Annotated in this window: 18 protein-coding genes; 8 read left to right on the plus strand and 10 right to left on the minus strand. The window is 69.5% G+C overall.

The annotated features are described in order from the left end of the window. Nucleotides 1–88 precede the first annotated feature (88 nt). Complete coding sequence (locus ACP4IX_RS02645) at nt 89–904, minus strand: SAM-dependent methyltransferase (RefSeq protein WP_426520298.1); 816 nt, start codon at nt 902–904, stop codon at nt 89–91. A gap of 40 nt (nt 905–944) precedes the next feature. Continuing rightward, nucleotides 945–1,820 carry a helix-turn-helix domain-containing protein gene (locus ACP4IX_RS02650; RefSeq protein ID WP_426520296.1) on the minus strand — a complete coding sequence of 292 codons (876 nt, stop codon included), beginning with the start codon at nt 1,818–1,820 and terminating at the stop codon, nt 945–947. Between the two features lie 350 nt (nt 1,821–2,170). Between ACP4IX_RS02650 and ACP4IX_RS02655 the strand changes: the two genes are divergently transcribed. Together ACP4IX_RS02655 and ACP4IX_RS02660 are read left to right on the plus strand one after the other, a co-directional pair. Continuing rightward, the gene (locus tag ACP4IX_RS02655) at nt 2,171–2,641 is read left to right on the plus strand and encodes a hypothetical protein (RefSeq protein ID WP_426554649.1); all 471 of its coding nucleotides are present in this window, start codon (nt 2,171–2,173) and stop codon (nt 2,639–2,641) included. A 218-nt stretch (nt 2,642–2,859) separates the two neighbouring features. After that, complete coding sequence (locus ACP4IX_RS02660; RefSeq protein WP_426520292.1) at nt 2,860–3,366, plus strand: nucleotide triphosphate diphosphatase NUDT15; 507 nt, start codon at nt 2,860–2,862, stop codon at nt 3,364–3,366. 58 nt (nt 3,367–3,424) lie between these two features. On the opposite strand, the gene ACP4IX_RS02665 is transcribed toward ACP4IX_RS02660, so the two are convergent. After that, the gene (locus tag ACP4IX_RS02665) at nt 3,425–4,252 is read right to left on the minus strand and encodes a helix-turn-helix transcriptional regulator (protein WP_426520290.1); all 828 of its coding nucleotides are present in this window, start codon (nt 4,250–4,252) and stop codon (nt 3,425–3,427) included. 126 nt (nt 4,253–4,378) lie between these two features. Here ACP4IX_RS02665 and ACP4IX_RS02670 point away from each other — a divergent pair, with 126 nt between their 5' ends. The 4 genes from ACP4IX_RS02670 to ACP4IX_RS02685 all read left to right on the plus strand — a co-directional run bounded on the left by ACP4IX_RS02670 (nt 4,379) and on the right by ACP4IX_RS02685 (nt 7,405). Next, nucleotides 4,379–4,822: a nuclear transport factor 2 family protein gene (locus ACP4IX_RS02670; protein ID WP_426520288.1), complete on the plus strand. Its 444-nt coding sequence runs from the start codon at nt 4,379–4,381 to the stop codon at nt 4,820–4,822. Then, the gene (locus tag ACP4IX_RS02675; protein WP_426520286.1) at nt 4,822–5,664 is read left to right on the plus strand and encodes an NAD(P)H-binding protein; all 843 of its coding nucleotides are present in this window, start codon (nt 4,822–4,824) and stop codon (nt 5,662–5,664) included. The genes ACP4IX_RS02670 and ACP4IX_RS02675 overlap by 1 nt, the downstream gene beginning before the upstream one ends. A 326-nt stretch (nt 5,665–5,990) precedes the next feature. Further along, a complete protein-coding gene (locus ACP4IX_RS02680) occupies nt 5,991–6,899 on the plus strand; it encodes a MerR family transcriptional regulator (protein ID WP_426554650.1) in 909 nt (302 codons plus the stop codon). 209 nt (nt 6,900–7,108) lie between these two features. Beyond that, nucleotides 7,109–7,405 (plus strand): hypothetical protein, encoded by a 297-nt coding sequence (locus ACP4IX_RS02685; RefSeq protein ID WP_426554651.1) that lies wholly within the window; start codon nt 7,109–7,111, stop codon nt 7,403–7,405. A 225-nt stretch (nt 7,406–7,630) separates the two neighbouring features. On the opposite strand, the gene ACP4IX_RS02690 is transcribed toward ACP4IX_RS02685, so the two are convergent. Further along, on the minus strand, nt 7,631–8,617 hold the full coding sequence (locus ACP4IX_RS02690) for a GNAT family N-acetyltransferase (RefSeq protein WP_426554652.1): 987 nt from the start codon (nt 8,615–8,617) through the stop codon (nt 7,631–7,633). A 239-nt stretch (nt 8,618–8,856) separates the two neighbouring features. Between ACP4IX_RS02690 and ACP4IX_RS02695 the strand changes: the two genes are divergently transcribed. Beyond that, entirely contained in the window at nt 8,857–10,053 is a 1,197-nt protein-coding gene (locus tag ACP4IX_RS02695) for a glycoside hydrolase family 64 protein (protein ID WP_426554653.1), read from the plus strand. Between the two features lie 105 nt (nt 10,054–10,158). Here the strand turns inward: ACP4IX_RS02695 and ACP4IX_RS02700 are convergent, their stop codons facing one another. The 4 genes from ACP4IX_RS02700 to ACP4IX_RS02715 all read right to left on the minus strand — a co-directional run bounded on the left by ACP4IX_RS02700 (nt 10,159) and on the right by ACP4IX_RS02715 (nt 15,033). Beyond that, entirely contained in the window at nt 10,159–11,598 is a 1,440-nt protein-coding gene (locus ACP4IX_RS02700) for a GH1 family beta-glucosidase (RefSeq protein ID WP_426520278.1), read from the minus strand. A 101-nt stretch (nt 11,599–11,699) separates the two neighbouring features. Then, a complete protein-coding gene (locus tag ACP4IX_RS02705; RefSeq protein WP_426520276.1) occupies nt 11,700–12,623 on the minus strand; it encodes a carbohydrate ABC transporter permease in 924 nt (307 codons plus the stop codon). A gap of 12 nt (nt 12,624–12,635) precedes the next feature. Then, nucleotides 12,636–13,631, minus strand: coding sequence for a carbohydrate ABC transporter permease (locus tag ACP4IX_RS02710; protein ID WP_426520274.1), 996 nt, complete (start codon nt 13,629–13,631; stop codon nt 12,636–12,638). A 91-nt stretch (nt 13,632–13,722) separates the two neighbouring features. After that, the gene (locus tag ACP4IX_RS02715) at nt 13,723–15,033 is read right to left on the minus strand and encodes an ABC transporter substrate-binding protein (protein ID WP_426520272.1); all 1,311 of its coding nucleotides are present in this window, start codon (nt 15,031–15,033) and stop codon (nt 13,723–13,725) included. Nucleotides 15,034–15,346: 313 nt separating this feature from the next. Between ACP4IX_RS02715 and ACP4IX_RS02720 the strand changes: the two genes are divergently transcribed. Next, complete coding sequence (locus tag ACP4IX_RS02720) at nt 15,347–16,360, plus strand: LacI family DNA-binding transcriptional regulator (protein ID WP_426554654.1); 1,014 nt, start codon at nt 15,347–15,349, stop codon at nt 16,358–16,360. A gap of 685 nt (nt 16,361–17,045) precedes the next feature. Here the strand turns inward: ACP4IX_RS02720 and ACP4IX_RS02725 are convergent. Together ACP4IX_RS02725 and ACP4IX_RS02730 are read right to left on the minus strand one after the other, a co-directional pair. Further along, a complete protein-coding gene (locus tag ACP4IX_RS02725; protein ID WP_311572575.1) occupies nt 17,046–17,426 on the minus strand; it encodes a VOC family protein in 381 nt (126 codons plus the stop codon). 202 nt (nt 17,427–17,628) lie between these two features. Then, nucleotides 17,629–19,089 (minus strand): APC family permease, encoded by a 1,461-nt coding sequence (locus ACP4IX_RS02730; protein ID WP_426554655.1) that lies wholly within the window; start codon nt 19,087–19,089, stop codon nt 17,629–17,631. Between the last annotated feature and the right edge of the window lie 5 nt (nt 19,090–19,094).

The raw sequence follows: 19,094 nt of genomic DNA on the forward strand, positions 1-19,094 counted from the left end.
GGGACGTACGCCCGTTCCGCCCGGGACGCGCGGTGGCGGACCGCGGCTCACCCGCCCCGGGGCGGGTGAGCCGGGGCCGTCCGCGTCGTTACGGCTTGCGGGCCACGGCGCCGTACATCGCGATGTCCTCGTCCCGGACGCCCTGTTCGCCCGTGCCGTCCGGACGCCACTTGTGGACCTGGACGATTCCCGGCTCGGCCAGGTCGAGGCCCTCGAAGAACTCGTGGGCCTCGTCGATGGTGCGCAGCCGCATCGGCATGTCGCGGGCCGCGTACTCGCGCGCGACGCGGCCCACCTCCTCCGGGGCGAACTCGGCGGTGCCGATGGTCATGGCGAGATGGCTTCCCGAGGGCAGGGGCTCCATGAGGCGGCGGACGATGCCGACCGCGTCGTCCTCGTCCAGGACGAAGTGCACGATCGCGATGACGGTGAGGGCGACGGGCTCGGTCAGGTCCAGGGTCCTGCGGAACTCGGCGGATTCGAGGACCGCTTCCGGGTGCTGGAAGTCCGCCTCGATGTACGCCGTCCGGCCTTCGGGCGTGCTGGACAGCAGGCCCTGGGAGAGAGTGAGGACGATCGGGTCGTTGTCCACGTAGACCACCCGCGATTCGGGGGCCACCGACTGCGCGATCTCGTGCAGGTTGGGCGAGGTGGGGATGCCGGTGCCGATGTCGAGGAACTGACGGATGCCCGCCTCCTCGGCCAGCCAGCGCACCGCGCGGTTCATCCAGTCCCGGTTGGCGCGCATGTGCACGGGCAGGGCGGGCCATTCCCGGGCCATGGCGTCACCCGCCTCCTGGTCGGCGGGGTAGTAGTCCTTCCCTCCCAGGATGTAGTCGTAGATCCGGGCCGAGTGCGCGTGCTCGGTGTCGATCCGGTCGGCCGGCCATCCGCTGTCGGACAACGTTCGCCCCTCTCCATTCGGGTCGTGCGGTACGGGTGAGTCAAAGGTCCTTGCGCAGGGCGCCGAGGAGTTCCTCGGTGCTTCTGGCGGGCGCCGCCTGGGCGCCGAGCCGGTCCAGGGCCTCGCGATAGACCACGACGTCGTCGCCCTTGTCCAGGTAGACGGCGCCCACCAGGCCGCTGAGGTAGACGATGTCGGGCAGTTCGGGGGCGCGGAAGCGGAAGAGGTGGAACGCGCCCGCCCGCATGGCGGGGTGCGGGCCGGAGGCGAACGGCATGACCTGCAGTGTCACATGGGGCAGCCGGTTGACCTCGATCAGGTGGTCCACCTGCTGCCGCATCACCCCGGAACCGCCGATGGGCCAACGCAGCACCGTTTCGTCCATGACGACCCACAGACGGGGTGGGGACGGACGAGTGAGGATCTCCTGGCGACGCATGCGAAGGGCGACCCTCCGCTCGGTGTCCACCGAGGAGGCGTGCGGGTTGCCGGCGCTCAGCAGGGCCCGCGCGTAGGCCGGGGTCTGGAGCAGGCCGTGCACGAACTCGGGCTCGTAGGCGCGGATGTGCAGGGCCGCCTGCTCCAGACTCAGGTACGCCGCGAACCAGTCCGGCATGACGTCCCGGTAGGTGTGCCACCAGCCGCGCTTGTTCGCCTCGCGTGCCGCCTTGAGGAAGGTGTCGATCTCCTGCTGGTCCCGGACGCCGTAGACCTGCAGCAGCTTCTCCACGTCCGGCAGGCGCAGCCGGGCCACTTTCGCCGCCTCCAGACGGCGGATCGTGGAGTGACTCACCCCGATCGCCTCACCGGCCTGTTCGAACGTCAGACCGGCGCGGGTCCGCAACTCCTCCAGCTGCCTGCCGAGGATCATGCGCAGCACGGAGGGGGCGCCGCCCCAATCGGTCTCCGCGGTCACACCGTCTCCCCTTCATCGTCCCGCGCCCAGGCTCAGGCGCGCAGTCTGTCACGAGCGTTCCGTCGACGAAGAGGTCGGGTGTAGGGAGCTGCAAATTTCAACTTGCTGGTTGCGCACAGTTGTTGACGGATGACAGAGTGACTTCGCCACTGACCGCAATGTCCCGCACCCACCACCCCACTCGCTGTCCAGGCGCAGAGTCGGGGGGCGGCTGCCCGCTTGACAACGTTCTCCTGACGACCTTTTCGGGTCGAGCACGCCCGCAGAGCGCCTGCGTGTCGAAGCGGAGGACCGGAACCTCGCCGACGCACCCGGGCCCCCGCTCTCGGCCCGGCCAAAGGACACCCCCCATGGACCTCCAGCACACCCGCGATCCACGTCCGTCCGCGGCCACCTCCCGCGACCGCCCGTGCCCTTCCGACACCCTCCGCGAACCCCGGCGGCACTGCCCCGGACCGGCCTCACTGACCCTTCCCACCGGACTGCGTGCCGACCTCGGTCACGACGCGGTGAGCACGTCCCAGGAACACGGCGAACGCATCCTGGCCGGCCTGCCCCGTGCGGGCTGCGTCTTCGCCGACCAGGGACGCTGGTGGTGGATCGTCCCCTCGGGGTCCGACATCGGTGTGACGTGGCCCCACGGCACCCACTACGTCGTCGGCGACCCCTCCTGGACCCGCCCCCGGCCGGCCGTCCGGCCGACCGGTCCGCGCCTGGTCCACGGCCCCGACGGCAACTCGCCCTACACCGCGCCCATCCCGCTGTACTTCCTCGCCTGCCGGCTCACCGGCGTGGCACCGCACTGGTCCGTGGACGCCTGACCGGAGGCGCGGCTGTACGTGGTGCCACCCCACCAGCAGCACGTGCCTTCGGATCCGTTCCGGTGCGGCGTCGCGAGAGCAGCTTCCGCGTCGATGCCGCCCTGGACGGCTACGAAGGCGGCCGTCGGGTGTCCTCCCGCAGCTGGAACGAGTCGGTGCCACGCGATCCGCTCCAGCCGGTGTGGCATCCGGCGGCCTCGACGTTGTGGAATGGGGACGTGAACTCTCGTACCCCCGGCCCCGAGCGCCCCGAACGCGCCCGTCCCGCCTCCCACAGTCTCACCGGTGTCGGCCTCGCCGTCCTCGATCCCGCCGGCCGGGTCCTGCTCGGCCTCGGCCACGACGGCCGATGGGAACTCCCGGGTGGCAAGGTCGACACCGGAGAGGATTTCGAGACGGCCGCCGCGCGCGAACTGACGGAGGAAACCGGGCTCACGGTGTCCGCGGCGGACGTACGGGTACTGACGGTCCTCGTCGACGGGCTCAACGGGCTGACCCGGGTGACGGCCGCGGCCGTCACCCGGCGGGCGACGGGTACGGCCCGGGTCACCGAGCCGGACAAGATCGTGCGCTGGGAGTGGTTCGACCGCCGGGCGGTGCCGTGTTCACTCTTCCCGCCGTCCGCCTCGGTCCTGGACTGCCTGTGGCCCGAGGCGGTGCCAAGAGGAGCCCCCGAGGTACGTCATTACAGGGTGCTCGACGACGCGGCCGCCCCGCCCCGCTGAATCGCGTGCACCGTCGGCCCGCCCCCGCGCAGCCGAAGGCACCGCACCGGGGCGGCGGTCAAAGGCTCTTCAGTGCAGCGGCGCTGGGGCTGCCGGCTTCTGCCGTGTACATCACCAAGGAGAAGCCTGAGCCGGGCAGGCCGAGGGTGTGCCGGTCGATGTCCAGCTCGCCCAGTGTGGGGTGACGCAGGTTCTTTCGCACGCTGGGCATGGGGCGCACAGCGTGATTGCGCCAGCTGCTCGCGAAATCCGGATCGTGGGTTGCGAACTCGTTGATCAGCTCTGCGAGCACGTTGTCCGTGGGGTGCCGAACGCTGGCTGCGCGCAAGTGAGCGGCTGCCTGCCGAGAGAAATCGGACTCCGAACCGGGCGCGCCGGTACAGAGGGTGTCACGGAATCTCTTCGACATGCGCGTGACGTTGCGCTCGTCAGATGTGAGACGGGAGAAGTCTGTGATCAGAGCCGCGGCTGCTGCGTTCCAGGCGACGATGTCCTGCCGGTCGTTGACGATGTAGGCAGGGATGCCGTCAAGTCTGCCGAGCAGCTGCTGGGCATCCTCGGGTACGTGGTCTGGCGCGCCGCCGTTCTCCGCCGGCAGCGCTTGTCCGGCCAGGCGGGCCAGATGGTCACGCTCTGCTTCGGTGAGCTGGAGAGCCGTCGCCAGCGCGACCAACACCTGCGGTGAGGGCCGGGGTGCCCGTGCCCGTTCCAGTCGTTCGTAGTAGCTCACCGACACCTGTGCCAGGGCGGCTACCTCTTCGCGGCGCAGTCCGGGTGTGCGACGGGCGCGCCGGCCTGGTGGAAGCGTCGCTTCGGCCGGCACGTCTTCTGGTCGCAGTTCCTCGCGGCGCCGGCGGAGAAAGGCTGCGAGTTCCTGGCTGCTCACTCTTTCATCCTGTCACAGGAGGGACGGCTGAGCCTCGCACTGCCGGTCCGGGGCTTGGCTGTCCGTTCCGCGCCCGCACATCTGCTGTGCATGGTGGCGTGGTCGGTTTGTTGACTACGAGGAGAAATGGTGCCCAGGACCCCTGAGGAAACTTTTCGCCGCCTGATCGATCTGATGCTGGTCAAAGACATGAATGCCGTGGCGGATCTGTGGGCGCCTGACGGAATTGCGGAATTCCCCTTCGCAGCCGGGAGCTCCCCTCGCGTTCTGCGCGGACGTGAGGAGGTACGTGCCTACCTCGCCCACTATCCGGAGCTGATGGACATGAAGGAGGTGACCGCACTCACCGTGCGACCCACGGATCGAACGGACACCGTCGTCGTGGAGTGGACGGCCACCGGCCGCACCGTGGCCACCTCCCGGCCCTACCGCCTGGACTACATCGTGGTTCTCACGGCCCGCGACGGGCTGATCGCTCTGTATCGGGATTACTGGAGCCCGCTGTCGGCGGCCGCCGCTGCCGGGGGTCTCGCCGGGCTGATCGACTCGCTGGAAAGGAAGGACGGCTGATGTCCGGAGTGCTGGTGACCGGAGGCACCGGCAAGACCGGTAGAACGCTGGTGCAAGTGCTCCGCAACGCTGGTGTGCAGACACGGGCCGCCAGCCGGAACCCTGCCGCAGCCGATCCTGATGCGATCCGCTTCGACTGGAGCGACCCGACCACATACGGACCCGCGCTCGACGGGACGGACCGGGTCTTCCTGCTCCCGCCGGTGGAGAGCGTGGACCCGCTGCCGCTGGTCGAGCCCTTCCTGCGCCAAGCGCAGCGGGCCGGTATCCGGCGCCTCGTGATGCTCGGCTCCGCCCTTGTGCTGCCGAACGCGCCCAGCGCTGTGGAGCTGGCCGCTCAGGTTCAGGCCCAGCCCGGAGGTGTCGTACTCCGCGCGTCCGGCTTCATGCAGAACTTCCTGCGCCCGCACCCCCTGGCCGAGCGCATCCATCGACTCGGTGAGATCCGCACCGCAGCCGGTGACGGCAAGCTGGGGTGGGTCGATGCGCGGGACATCGCGGCCAGTGCTGCCGCGCTGTTGGCCGACGTGGGGGTGGACGCCCGAAGCGACTACCTGATCACCGGACCGCACGGGATGAGCTACCCACAGGCCGCGCAGATCATCACCGCGCAGACCGGCAGGCAGGTTCGGGTGGAGCGTATTACGGAGGAGGAACAGGCTGCCGCCTACCGTGCCTCCGGAATGCCAACCGAGTTCGCTGCCGCGCTTGCCGCCGTCGAGCGCGGCATCAAGGAGGGACGCGAAGACCAGGTCAGCACCGCGGTGCTCGAACTGACCGGCCGTCCGCCGCGCGCCTTTGCCGAATTCGTCTCGGATCACGCGTACGAGTGGACGCAGTAGTGCCTGAACAGCAGCGATGTGCGGTCGAGTAGGAACCACGCGGAGAGTGCAGTTCGGCGTCACATGATGTGACGCCCCATCGGGTGGTGCGACATCCCATGGGTTCCCGTGGTTCTTGCTTGGGGGCCTGAGCACCCGGCCCGGCCTTCTCGTCCAGTCCGATCAGTCTGCAGTCTGCGGTCTGGTCGAAGGCGCGGGGGCGCGGAGGCGCATGCTGTCGGCGCTGGCGGTGGTGAGAGGGAACTCGGCAGAGCTCCGGAGAACTCACGGGATGTCGCACTGAGGCGCTTGAGTCTCCAGCCGCCGGAGGGTTCAGGATATTGCTCATGGACGACGAACACCCCGACGTGCTCACCATCGGCCGGCTCGCGCACCGCACCGGGCTTTCGGTGCGTACCCTGCGCTTCTGGTCGGACGAGGGGGCGGTGCCGCCTGTGGCCCGCTCCGCGGGCGGCTACCGCTTGTACGACGCCGAGTCCGTGGCCCGCGTCGAGCTGGTCCGCACCCTGCGGGAGCTGGGCCTCGGACTCGGCGACGTGTGCCGCGTCCTGAGCGGCCGCACCACGGTCGCCGAGGTCGCTGACGCGCATGTGGCCGCGCTCGACGCGCAGATCCGCTCACTCAAGATGAGCCGGGCCGTCCTGTCCACCGTGGCGAAACGGGGTTCGACCGTTGAGGAGACAGCACTGATGAACCGGTTGGCGCGGCTTTCCGCCGCCGAGCGCAAGCAGATCATCGACGAGTTCAAGGAGGAGGTGTTCGGCGGCCTCGACGACCCGCGCCTGCGCGACCGCCTGCGTACCTTCAGCATCGAATTGCCCGACGAGCCCACACCTGAGCAGGTCGACGCCTGGATCGAACTGGCCGAGTTGGTGCGGGACCCCGGTTTCCGCGCCCGGTTGCGCACATGGATGGAGCTCAACACGCCCGTACCGGGGCAGGGCCGTCCCCCCGGGGCGTCCATCTGGTGGGCCAGGCAGATCGTGCAGACCGTCGCGGAGGTCAGAAAGGGCGGGATCGCTCCCGAGGGGCCGGCAGCGGCCGAGGTGCTGTCCGAGCTGTTCGGTGACGCCGATCGGGCCGCCGTGCTGCGCAGTCTGGAGGCCGGGATCGAGGCAGGAGCGGAGCACTACCGCAGTCTCGTCGCCCGTGTGCGCGGGCAGGATGCGTCGCCCGACGCGACCGAGGAACTGGAATGGCTGGCGCGGGCCCTGCGCACCGCGGAGCAGGCTTGAGCCGAACTCAGGCCGGCGTCCACCGGGATGTGCTGCGGCGACGGTGGCGCACCGCGCTGGGGCGCACGCCTGAGAGCCTGATGTGGATGCCCTGCGCATGAAAGCCGTGGCCTGCGGTCTGGCCGCGGTGCGACGCTCGTGCAGTGAGCCCGCGGCTCGACGCCGGGAGAGTCCTCGTCCCGGGCAGGAGGGCAAGGTGTCCGTTGACCGTGAGCTCACCGGTGGCCGCACCACAGGGGACGGAGCCGTTCGTGGAGTCCTCGTCGGCCAACGGCTCCCTTCGGGTAGTGGCGGCGCAGGTTGGCGGCGAGGACGAGTTCCTGGACATCGTCGCCGCCCTCGCGGGAGAGCGGAACGCACGGCATTACGGCGCCCTGCTGCTGACCAGCGCCCACGGCATCGCGGGCATGGAGCTCAGCGGCCACCTCGACACAGACAAGTGGCACACCACGGCCGACGAACTCGTCGACACCCTCGTCCGCGTGGTCACGGACGCCGGCGAATGACAGAGCAACGCCCACGCCGCCCCCTCGATGGCAGACGCCCGTGCGAAGGCGGCGAGGACTCGCGGCAGGTCGGAATCGGTGTCGGCGGCGAAGCGGGCGATGGCGGCCAGAGACGTGGCTCCGCCGAGGATGGCGACCAGGCACAGCGCGAGCAGGGAGCCCAGGCGGTGAGGACGGTGTTCATCAAGTCACGTGGACTGACCGGACAGTCGAATGACCGGTTGATCAAGCAAGCGGCTTGCGGTAACGGACGTACTCGTTCTGCCGCCGGAACCCCACGCTCTCGTAGAGATCGTAGGACCGGTGCGGATTTGCCGTGCCCGTGAACAGCCGCGCAGTCGTTGCCCCCCGCTCGCGAAGACTTCGCAGCCCGTCCAGCAGCAGGACCCGGCCGATTCCCAGGCGTCGTTGGTCCGTCCGGACACTCAGCTCTTCGACCTCGCCCACAGTGTGGTGGTGACGGCGGAGGGAGCAGAGGGCGACGCCGACCATGTCCTGCCCGTTCCAGGCGGCTCTCCAGCATGCCGGGTCAGCGGTGTCGACGAAGTCCTGGAAAGTCCATTTCTGAGTGAAACCGGTGTCCGCATACGAATCGACGACCGTCCTCCAGGCTGCACGGTAGTGGCTTGTCCCGATCGGCCCCGTCCGTATCCCGGCCGGCAGTTCGCTGCCCAGCAGCTCGGGCACCTGCTGGAGATCGCCCAGCTTCAGCTCGACCAGGCTGAAGACACGTCGGTAGTCGGCTGCGAGCAGTAGCGCGGTGGCGTCCTGTTCGGAGGCCACGGCATTCGCGCCGATCACCGCCGTACGGGCCGTTCCATGCTGTTCGACGAGCCGGCGAATCCGCTCTTCGGCCCAGCTCAGCATGGCTGATCCGATGCCCTGACGGCGATGTTCGGGCAAGAGGTGGCCCCGGTGCAGGTACAGCCACGTGTCGTCCCGCTCCTGCCACCACCGGATCGTCGAGTAGCCGACGACGCTCCCGTCGTGTACCACCAGGATCTGGTTCTTGGCCGGCTCCTCGAGCTTGGCGGAGGATTCGGCGATCTCGGCCGCGGTCGGGAGCCCTTCCACCACCGAATGGGCGTCGATCCGGTCCCGTTCAGCACATCCCAGCCGCACCGCGGCCATAGGACCGTGGTCTTCGTCGCCGCGATACGGCCGGAACTCGAAGCCGACCGGAAGTATTTGTCCTGGTGCGCCGTCCGACATGGTCGGATGATCTCGAACTTCGAGGAAGGTCCGCCACCCTTTTCACGACAAGGACGCACTCGACGAGCCGTCCACGTTCTGCTCCCCGCACCCGCAGGGATGGCCCGTGTGGCAGCCGCAGGACCTGCCGGTGCCCTGTCCCCAGTTATTGACATGGACGCGTCCTGGCGCGACTCTGAGAGCGCTCTCAGAATCGGTATGGACCAATCCCCCCCCCCACACCCGCACGGAGGTGGAGAGTGCTCTCAAGCCTCAAACACCGTCTGCTCGCCGTGGCCACGGCCGCGGGCCTGGCCGGCGCCCTGCTCACGTTCGGTGCCTCACCACCCGCGGACGCCGCGGTGCCCGCCACCATCCCCCTGAAGATCACCAACAACTCCAGCCGCGGCGAGCCGGTACACATCTACAACCTGGGCACCTCCCTGACGACGGGTCAGCAGGGCTGGGCCGACGCGAACGGCACCTTCCACGCCTGGCCCGCCGGCGGCAATCCCCCCACCCCAGCGCCGGACGCCTCCATCCCCGGGCCGGCCGCCGGACAGACCAAGACGATCCGGATCCCCAAGCTGTCGGGACGCATCTACTTCTCGTACGGCCAGAAGCTCGACTTCCGGCTGACCACGGGCGGCCTGGTGCAGCCGGCCGTGCAGAACCCGAGCGACCCCAACCGCAACATCCTGTTCAACTGGTCCGAGTACACGCTCAACGACTCCGGACTGTGGCTGAACAGCACACAGGTCGACATGTTCTCCGCGCCCTACACGGTCGGTGTGCAGGGGGCCGACGGCGGCGTGAGGAGCGCCGGACGGCTCAAGGCGGGCGGCTACAACGCCGTGTTCGCCGCGCTGCGGGCGCAGCCCGGCTGGGGCGGGCTGATCCAGACCCGGTCCGACGGCACCGTCCTGCGGGCGCTGGCGCCGCTGTACGGGCTGGAGACCGGGGCGCTGCCCGCCTCCGTCATGGACGACTACATCAACCGCGTCTGGCAGAAGTACACGACGTCCACACTCACCGTCACCCCGTTCGCGGACCAGCCGGGCACCAGGTACTCCGGGCGCGTCTCGGGCGGCGTCATGAACTTCACCAACGGCGCCGGGACGGTCGTCACGAGTTTCCACAAGCCCGACGCCTCCAGCGTCTTCGGTTGCCACCGGCTCCTGGACGCCCCCAACGACCAGGTACGCGGACCCATCTCGCGCACGCTGTGCGCCGGCTTCAATCGCTCGACGCTGCTGAGCAACCCCCACCAGCCCGACCCCTCGGCGGCGAACTTCTACCAGGAGTCCGTGACCAACCACTACGCCCGGATCATCCACGACCGGATGGCCGACGGCAAGGCGTACGCCTTCGCCTTCGACGACGTCGGCCACCACGAGTCGCTGGTGCACGACGGCAACCCCGTCCAGGCGCGGCTGACGCTCGATCCGCTCGACTGACCCGGTACCGGGTGCAGCAGTCCGCCCCCGGCCCCCCGCTGATGCGGGGAGCCGGGGGCGGGCCCCGTGGTGGGGCACCTCGCGGGGTTGCCGCGCCGGGCCGGGTCAGGCGCCGGGCAGGACTCCGGTGCGGGCGACCTCGGAGTACCAGCGGGCGCTGGCCTTGGGGATGCGCGTGCCGGTCGGGTAGTCCACGTAGACGGCACCGAAGCGCTTGCCGTAGCCGTGTGCCCACTCGAAGTTGTCCAGCAGCGACCACAGGAAGTAGCCGCGCACGTCCGCGCCGTCCAGGATGGCCCGGTGGACGGCGGCCAGGTGGCCGCGCACGTAGGCAATGCGCGCGGGATCGTTGACCTGGCCGGCCGGGTCGGCGTAGTCGTCGAAGGCCGCACCGTTCTCGGTGATGACCAGCGGCAGCTTCGGGAAGTCGGACGCCAGCCTGCGCAGCAGGTCGTACAGGCCGGTGGGGTCGACGGCCCAGCCCATGGCGGTGGTCTCGCCGGGCGGCTGGTGGAAGGCGACCCGGTCGGCCCCCGGCCAGGGGGTGTGGGCACTCCTGCCGTGCCCGTCGGAGGTGTGGGTGCCGCTGCCGTCGGCCTCGGAGACGACGGTGGGCGTGTAGTAGTTGACGCCGAGGAAGTCCAGCGGCTGGTGGATCTGCCGCAGGTCGTCGTCCCGCACGAAGGACCAGTCGGTCAGCGCCGCGGTGTCCTTGAGCAGGTCCTCGGGGTAGGCGCCCTGCAGCATCGGGCCGGTGAAGACCCGGTTGGCGAGCGCGTCGATCCGGCGGACCGCGTCGGCGTCGGCGTCGCTGTCGGTGAGCGGACGGACGTGGTGGACGTTGAGGGTGACCGAGCACTGGGCGTCGGCGCGGAGGCGGTCGCGCAGCGCCTGGACGGCCAGGCCGTGCGCCAGGTTGAGATGGTGGGCGGCGCGCAGGGCGGCGACCGGGTCGGTGCGTCCGGGGGCGTGCACGCCGGAGCCGTAGCCCAGGAAGGCGCTGCACCAGGGCTCGTTCAGGGTGGTCCAGGTCTTCACCCGGTCGCCGAGGGCGTCCGCGGCGAGGGCGGCGTACTCGGCGAACCGCTCCGCCGTGGCACGCTCCGGCCAGCCCCCCGCGTCCTCCAGCTCCTGCGGCAGGTCCCAGTGGTAGAGGGTGGCGACGGGCTGGATGCCCTTCTCCAGCAGGTCGTCGACGAGGCGCCGGTAGAAGTCCAGGCCCTTCTGCACGGCGGGACCTCGGCCGGTGGGCTGGACGCGGGTCCAGGCGAGGGAGAAGCGGTAGGCACCCAGGCCGAGCTCGGCCATGAGCGCGACGTCCTCGCGCCAACGGTGGTAGTGGTCGGTGGCGATGTCGCCGGTGTCGCCGTTGCGGACCCGGCCGGGGGTACGGGCGTAGGTGTCCCAGATGGACGGCGTGCGGCCGTCCTCGGCGGCGGCCCCCTCGATCTGGTACGAGGCGGTCGCGGAGCCCCAGAGGAAGCCCTTGGGGAAGGTACGGGCGGAGTCCGGGGCGGACACGGTCTGCTGTGCTGCGGTGACCACGTAAGTCCTTTCTGGGTGGGCGTGTTCGCAAGCGCACGCATGCCTGCGAGGGGGGTGGGATACGGCCCGCCGGCGGGGACCCGGGCGGGCACGGTGGTGGGTCAGCCCTTGACGGCGCCGGCCATGATGCCGCTGACGATCTGGCGGCCGAAGATGATGAACATCGCCAGCAGCGGCAGCGTGCCGAGCAGCGCGCCCGCCATGATCAGCGACTGGTCGCGGACATAGCCCGCGCTGAGCTGGGTGAGCGCGACGGGGACCGTCGGGTTGGTCATGTCGAGCACCACGAAGGGCCAGAAGAAGTCGTTCCACGCGTGCACGAAGGTGATCATGAACAGCACCGCCATCGCGGGCCGCGCGATGGGCAGCACGATGCTCCAGAAGATGCGCAACGAGTGCGCCCCGTCCACGCGTCCCGCCTCGACGAGCTCGTCAGGCAGAGCCTCCGTCAGGTACTGCCGCATGAAGAAGACGCCCACCGCGCTCACCAGCGTGGGGAAGATGACGGCGGGCAGCTGCTGCGACCAGCCCAGCTCGGACATCATCATGAACAGCGGTACGACGGCGAGCTGCGGCGGCACCATCATGGTGCCGATCACCAGCATGAGCAGGACGTTGCGCCCCTTGAACCGCAGCTTGGCGAAGGCGAACCCGGCCAGGGTCGCGAACATCACGGTGGACAGGGCGATCACCCCGGCCACGATGAGGCTGTTCATCATGGCCTTGCCCATCGCCGCCTCGTCCCAGGCCCGGGCGAGGTTGCTGAACAGGTTCGGGCCGGGCAGGAACGGTGGCGGTGTCTGACTGACCCGGGTGTTGTCGGTGGAGGCGGCCACCATCGTCCAGTACAACGGGAAGATCGACAGCAGCGCCATGATGGCGAGCAGGACGTAGGCGAGCGGGCCCGCGTGGTGCTGGCGGCCGGCGCGCTGGCGCAGCAGCCGGCGACCGCCGCGGCCGGCCGGCTTCTCGGCGGAGGTCCGGGCCGGAGCGTCCGTCCGGGCCGGGAGGCTTTGAGTGGTCATGGCGACTCCAGGTCAGGACGAACGGGAACGCAGGCGCTTGATCAGCCGCTGCACGGCGAAGGCGAGGACGAGGACCATGAACATCACCCAGGCGACGGTCGCCGAGCGTCCCATCTGGTAGTTCTTCCAGCCCTCCTCGTACAGCAGGAGCCCCAGCGTCTGGTACTGGTTGTCCGCGCCGCCCGTGATGCCGTTGGGTCCCTGGCCGAAGATCAGCGGCTCGCCGAACAGCTGGGTGGCGCCGATCGTGGAGAGCACGATCGTGAAGACGATGGTGGAGCGGATGCCGGGGATGGTGACGTGGATGAACTGCTGCCACCGGGAGGCGCCGTCGAGGGAGGCTGCCTCGTACCGGTCGGCGGGGATGGCCTGCATCGCGGCCAGGTAGAGCAGGGCGTTGTAACCGGTCCAGCGCCAGATGACGATGGTGGAGATGGCGACCTGGGCGGGCCACTTGTCGGCCTCCCAGTTCACCGGGTCGATGCCGACCGAGCCGAGCGCCCAGTTGATCATGCCGAAGTCGCGTTCGAAGATCATGGTGAACACGAGCGCGGCGGCGGCGACCGAGGTGGCGTAGGGGACCAGCGAGGCAACGCGGAAGAACAGCGAGGCGCGCATCCGGTAGTTGAGCAGGTGCGCCATGCCGAGCGCCATCATCAGCTGCGGCACCGTGGAGATGACGCCGATGGTGATCGTGTTCTGCAGCGCGTTCCAGAACCGGGAGTCGCCCCAGAGCTCGACGTAGTTGTCGAAAGCCACCCACTCCATGACGTCGAGGGTGGCCAGTTCCACGTCGTGCAGGGAGATCCACGAGGTGTAGACGAGGGGGTAGAAACTGAACGCGGCGAAGATGATGAAGAACGGCGCGACGAACGCGTACGGGGCGCCCTTGATGTCCAGCCGGTGCAGCAGTGCGCCGCGCCGCCGGGCGGTGCCCTCGCCGCCCGTCCTCGGGGACGGGCCGGGAGGCTCGTCCCCGGCCAGGGCCTTGGTGGTGGAGGTGGCCACCGGACTTCCTTCCTGAAAAGCGGATGTGTGAGCCGGGCCCCGGGCCCGCCGGCAGAACGCCGGCGGGCCCGTCGGCCGCAGGGGCGGTGGGTCAGCCGACCGCCTTCTCGATGCGCTCCGCGGTGGTCCTCCACGCCTCGTCACGCGCGGTGTCCTGCTGCTCGATCAGAGTCAGGCCCTGGGAGAAGAGGTCCTTGATCGCGCCGTCCTTGCGGCCGAGGACCTGCTTGTCCGGGATCTCCTGGGCGGCGGCACCGAAGATCTGGCCGATCGGCGCGTCGCTGAAGTACTCCGACTTGGCGTTCTTCACGTCGGGGTTGTCCAGCGCCTGGAGCGAGGACGGGATGTTGCCGATCTCCTTGAAGATGTGGGCCTGCTGCTCCGGCGCGGTCAGCCAGGCCACGAGCTTCTGGGCCTCCTCCTTCACCGGGCTCTGCTCGATCACGCCGAGGAAGGAGCCGCCCCAGTTGGCGCCCTTGGGGGCCTTGGCAACGTCCCACTTGCCCTTGTTCGCCTCGCCGGCCTTCTCGCTGATGTGGCTGAGCATCCACGCCGGGCACACGGCGGTGGCGAACGTACCGTTGGCCAGGCCCGGGTCCCAACCCGGCTGGAACTGGCGGAGCTCGGCCGTCAACTCGTCCTCCGCGGCGTCGGCGGCGAGGTTCCACGCCTCCTTGATGGCCGGGTTCTTGTCGTGGATCAGCTCGCCCTTGTCGTTGTAGTACTGCTCGGGGTAGCCGTAGACCATGGCGTTGAACAGGCCGCTGGCCGCGTCCATGTAGGCGACGTCGTCGCCCTTGAAGCCCTTCTTGAAGGTGCGGCCCACCTCGACGTACTTCTTCCAGTCGCCCGCCCAGAGCTTGGCGACCTCCTCGCGGTCGGTGGGCAGGCCGGCCTTCTCGAAGTAGTCCTTGCGGTAACAGACGGCCATCGGCCCGATGTCGGTGCCCAGACCCAGCACCTTGCCGTCCTCGGTGCTGATCTGGGACTCCTTCCACGGCAGGAAGTGGTCGGTGCCCGATATCTTGGAGAAGTCGGCGAACTTGTCCGCCTGGGTCTCGGTGATCTCCTTGGCCCGGCCGATCTCGATGCCCTGGATGTCCTTCAGGCCCTTGCCCCCGGCGAGCCTGGTCTGCAGCGCGGTGTAGTACGTCTGCTCGTCGCCGGCGATCTCGGCCTTGATGTCGACATCGGGATTCTCCTTCTCGTACTGCTCGAGAAGGCCTGTCTCCTTGATGCCCATGACGCCGTACAGGCCCATGGTGATGGTGGTCTTGCCGTCCTTCTTGCCACCGCCGGTGACCGAGTCGTCACTGCTGCTGCAGCCGACGACGAGTGCCAGCGCGCCGACGGCCGAGGCCGTCGCCACCGCCTTCCTGCGCAACGAACCGAGAGTGCCCATGGATCTCCTCCTAGCGACGGCGCTGACACATCGGAGTGACGAGTTCTGCGACGACTACAGCGATGACTACAGCGGCTCTGAACATGATGGGAACGTGCCCAAAATGTGGTGGGCACGTTCCCACCGGCGCATCGAAGACTCCTGGGAGCGAGCCCATCTGTCAATAACTTGAACGCAACTTCTCGCCGGGCCCCGGGCCCCGAGTTCGCTTCCCGGACCCTGGGGGTTGCTCCGCCGACGGCGGGGTCTGCAAGAATTGCCGCAGGTCACCTCCGCGGTAGGCACCCCGCCGCGGCAGCCGAGGGGGGAGTGCATGACCGGAAACCGCCGTCCCACGATCAAAACGGTCGCCGCCCGCGCCGGCGTCGGCCGCACCACGGTCTCCCGCGTCGTCAACGGCTCGGAGTTGGTCAGCGCCGACGCACGTGCCCGGGTCCTTGCGGCGATCAAGGAACTCAACTATGTTCCCAACTCCGTCGCCCGCGGTCTGGTGACCAACCGCACCAACGCCGTGGCCCTGGTGATCCCGGAATCGGAGAGCCGGCTCGGTTCGGAGCCGTTCTTCGCCGCACTGATCCGCGGCGTCAGCGGCGCACTCGCCGAGAGCCGGACCCAGTTGCAGCTGATGCTCGTCCGCGACCAGGCCGAGCGCGACCAGCTGACCGAGTCGGTGGCGACCCGCCGGGTGGACGGCGTCCTGCTGGTCTCCGTGCACGCCGAGGACCGGCTGCCGGGCATGCTGGAGGAGATGGGCCTGCCCACCGTGCTGGCCGGCCGTCGGGACGCGGGCGAGCGGCTGAGCTACGTCGACTCCGACAACGCGGGCGGGGCGACCGCGGCGGTACGGCACCTGCTGGACAGCGGCAGGAGAAGGATCGCCACGATCACCGGCCCACTGGACATGGACGTGGGCCGCAGCCGGCTCGCCGGCTGGCACACCGCGCACGAGGAGGCCGGAACGGCGGCGAGGGAAATCCTGGTCGAGGCAGGTGACTTCACCGAGGAGGGCGGCCGTCACGCCATGCGTTTGCTTCTTGAACGCGCCCCGGATCTGGATGCCGTCTTCGCCGCCTCCGACCTCATGGCGGTGGGCGCGCTCGCCGAACTGCGCCGGCGGAAACGGCGCGTCCCCACAGACGTCGCCGTCGTCGGATTCGAGGATTCGGTCCTCGCCCGCCACACCGCCCCGCCCCTGACGACGGTGCGTCAGCCGGTGGAGGAACTGGGCCGGACCATGGCCCGGATCCTCACCGACATCACCCAGCACGGCGCGCCCCGGCAGCAGATGACACTGCCGACGGAACTGGTGGTGCGCGAGTCGTCCTGACACGTGGTCACTGCGGGCCGGCGGGGGCGCCGGAGAATGCTGCGCCGCGCCCGGAGTCGCTGCCGCTCGCCGCGGTGGACGAACCGTGGGGAACCGGCACCCAGAGGGACAGGTCACCCAGGGGGCAGCGGTCGAAGGGTCGCGTGAAGGACGTGGCACGGGAACCCGGCCACCCCGCACGGGTCTTCCGGCCAGCGTCCCTGCCGCGGTTCCATACCACCACGGGCCACTCGTCGGGTTGTCGTCATCGGCCGTCCAGCACAGCATGTCTGTGTTGGAGTCCAGGCCCACGCGATGAGCCGCCGCCGGCAGGGCCCGGCCTGCCGGCACACCTCCGCGTTCCGTGGCTCATCAGCCAACTCCATGGAGGCAGGGATGCGATCGTAACCGCCCGGGGCTCGGCGGAGCAGGGGCTGGTGGTCGGTGACGGCCGGTAAGCCCGAGCGGCCGTGCCGCTTCACCTCCCACGGGGCCCTTCCTCGTGACGAAGGCCGCCACCAGGGTGGCAGGGTGATCAGCGTGCAACTGACCGGGCGCGCATGGCTCGTCCGTGCTCATACCGAAGGCCCCCGCACGCAGCGAGGGCCTTGCGTGTGCACAGGCCAAGCGCCTGCCATGAGGCTGAGTACGAGGTGGGTCCCTTCGGAACGCGCCCGAAGGGCGCCGCAGCGCCGACGCTGAACCGTCAGAGCGGGTTGAGGCGGGCCTTGAGCAGGCAGAACTCATTGCCCTCAGGGTCGGCGAGAACGTGCCACTGCTCCTCGCCGGTCTGGCCGATGTCGGCCGGGCGCGCCCCGAGCTTCAGGAGGCGTTCGAGCTCGGCGTCCTGGTCGCGGTCCGTGGCGTTGACGTCGATGTGCAGCCGGGACTTCCCCTGCTCCGGCTCGTCCCTGCGGCTGAGGATGATCGTGGGCTGCGGGCCGCCGAACCCTTCGCGCGGCCCGATCTCGAGGGTGCCGTCCTCTTCACGATCGAGCACCACGAAGTCCAGGACCTCGCACCAGAACCGTGCCAGTACCTCGGGGTCGCGGCAGCCGAGCACGAGCTCACTGATACGACATGCCATTGACGAAACCTACTCTCAGCGTGGGGACTTGCCGGGGCGGCCGCGCGGAGCACGTGGGCTCCCGGGAGGGAACACGCTCGAGACCGTACCGGCCGGGGCGAGCAGGCGCGAAGGTTTTTGGGTCCCCCCCCAGCACCGTCGGCCGGGCCGCCGGGCGCGGGCCGTGGGCCGCGCAGGGGGCAGCCGGGCAAGTGACGACAGGCTAGTCGGGGATCGCGTTGCCCGAAGGGGCGTCGCTGCGTCCGTAGTGGTGTGTGGTGAACATGTAGAGGAGGCCCACGGACACCACGACTGCCCCGCCGAGCAGTACGATCCAGTTGTCGTACCAGGGGGCGTCGGGGGTCCGGGGCCAGGAGATGTTGACGATGGCGAAGATCCCGTAGGCGAGCGCCCCGGCGTTCACCAGCAGACCCCACCGGCCCAGCCGGTACTCGCCGCTCGGCTTCCAGCCCTTGAGGCGGGCTCGAAGAGCGGCCAGGACGACCATCTGGAACGCGGCGTAGATGCCCAGGATCGCGAAGGACACGATCTTGGTGAGGGCGTCTGTCGAGATCAGCGAGCCGAAGGCGATCAGCGCCGGGATGACCGCGGCGACCAGCAGCGCGTACTCGGGCACCGCGCGAGTCGGTGAGAACGTCCGCAGCAGCCGGTGTCCGATGATCATCTCGTCGCGGGCGTAGGAGTAGATGAGCCGGCCGGCAGCGGCCTGCAGACTGATCGTGCAGGAGAGGAAGGAGATGAGGACGACGGCCATCACCACCCGTGCGCCGGCCTCGCCGAGCGCGTCGAAGAGAACCCGGACGACCGGGTCGGTGTCCCCGCCGGAGATCACCGCGCGGTAGTCGACGACGGCCAGGAGCAGCGTCAGACAGGTGAAGGTCGCCGCCGCGCCACCGACGTAGATGGTGCGGCGCATCGCCTTGGGAATCACTCTGCCGGGGTGAGGCACCTCCTCGGCGACGTCCCCGCAGGCCTCGAAACCGTAGTACTGGTAGAAGCCGATGATCGCCGCCCCGAGGAAGACGGGCAGGTAGGAACCGTCGCCGGCGGCGCCGAAGTCGTCGAAGAGGACACCCAGGCCGTGGAAGCGGTGCGTGGTCAGCAGGATGACTCCGACGACCAGCGCGCCGATCAGTTCCGCGCTGAAGCCGATCAGCGCCGCCCAGGAGAGGGCTTTCGTGCCGGCGTAGTTGATGAGCACGGCGACGACGATCAGCGCGATCGTGCACAGCACGGTGGTGTGCACGGTGACGCGGAAACCGAGCAGGATGGCGATGTAGGGCCCGGCCCCGTAGGCGACGCTGGTGATCGTCACGAGCAGCGCCCACATGTAGACCCACCCGGTCATCCAGGCCCAGCGCCTGCCCCACAGCCGTCGCGCCCACGGATAGACCCCGCCCGCGATCGGATACTGCGCGACGACCTCGCCGAAGACCAGTGCGACGAGGAACTGCCCGCACCCCGCCATGACGAACGCCCAGATCATCGGGGGTCCGCCGTCGGCGAGTGCCGTGCCGAAGAGGGTGTAGGTACTCACCACCGGGGAGAGGTAGGTGAAGCCGAGGGCGAAGTTCGCCCACGGGCCCATCTCCTTGCGGAACTCCGAGTCCTGCTGCCCGTGGCCCGCGGCGGCGGCACCGCCGGGCGTTCCGGGAACGGTCATCGGGG

This window comes from Streptomyces sp. WG5, assembly GCF_049974565.1.
Taxonomy (GTDB): Bacteria; Actinomycetota; Actinomycetes; order Streptomycetales; family Streptomycetaceae; genus Streptomyces.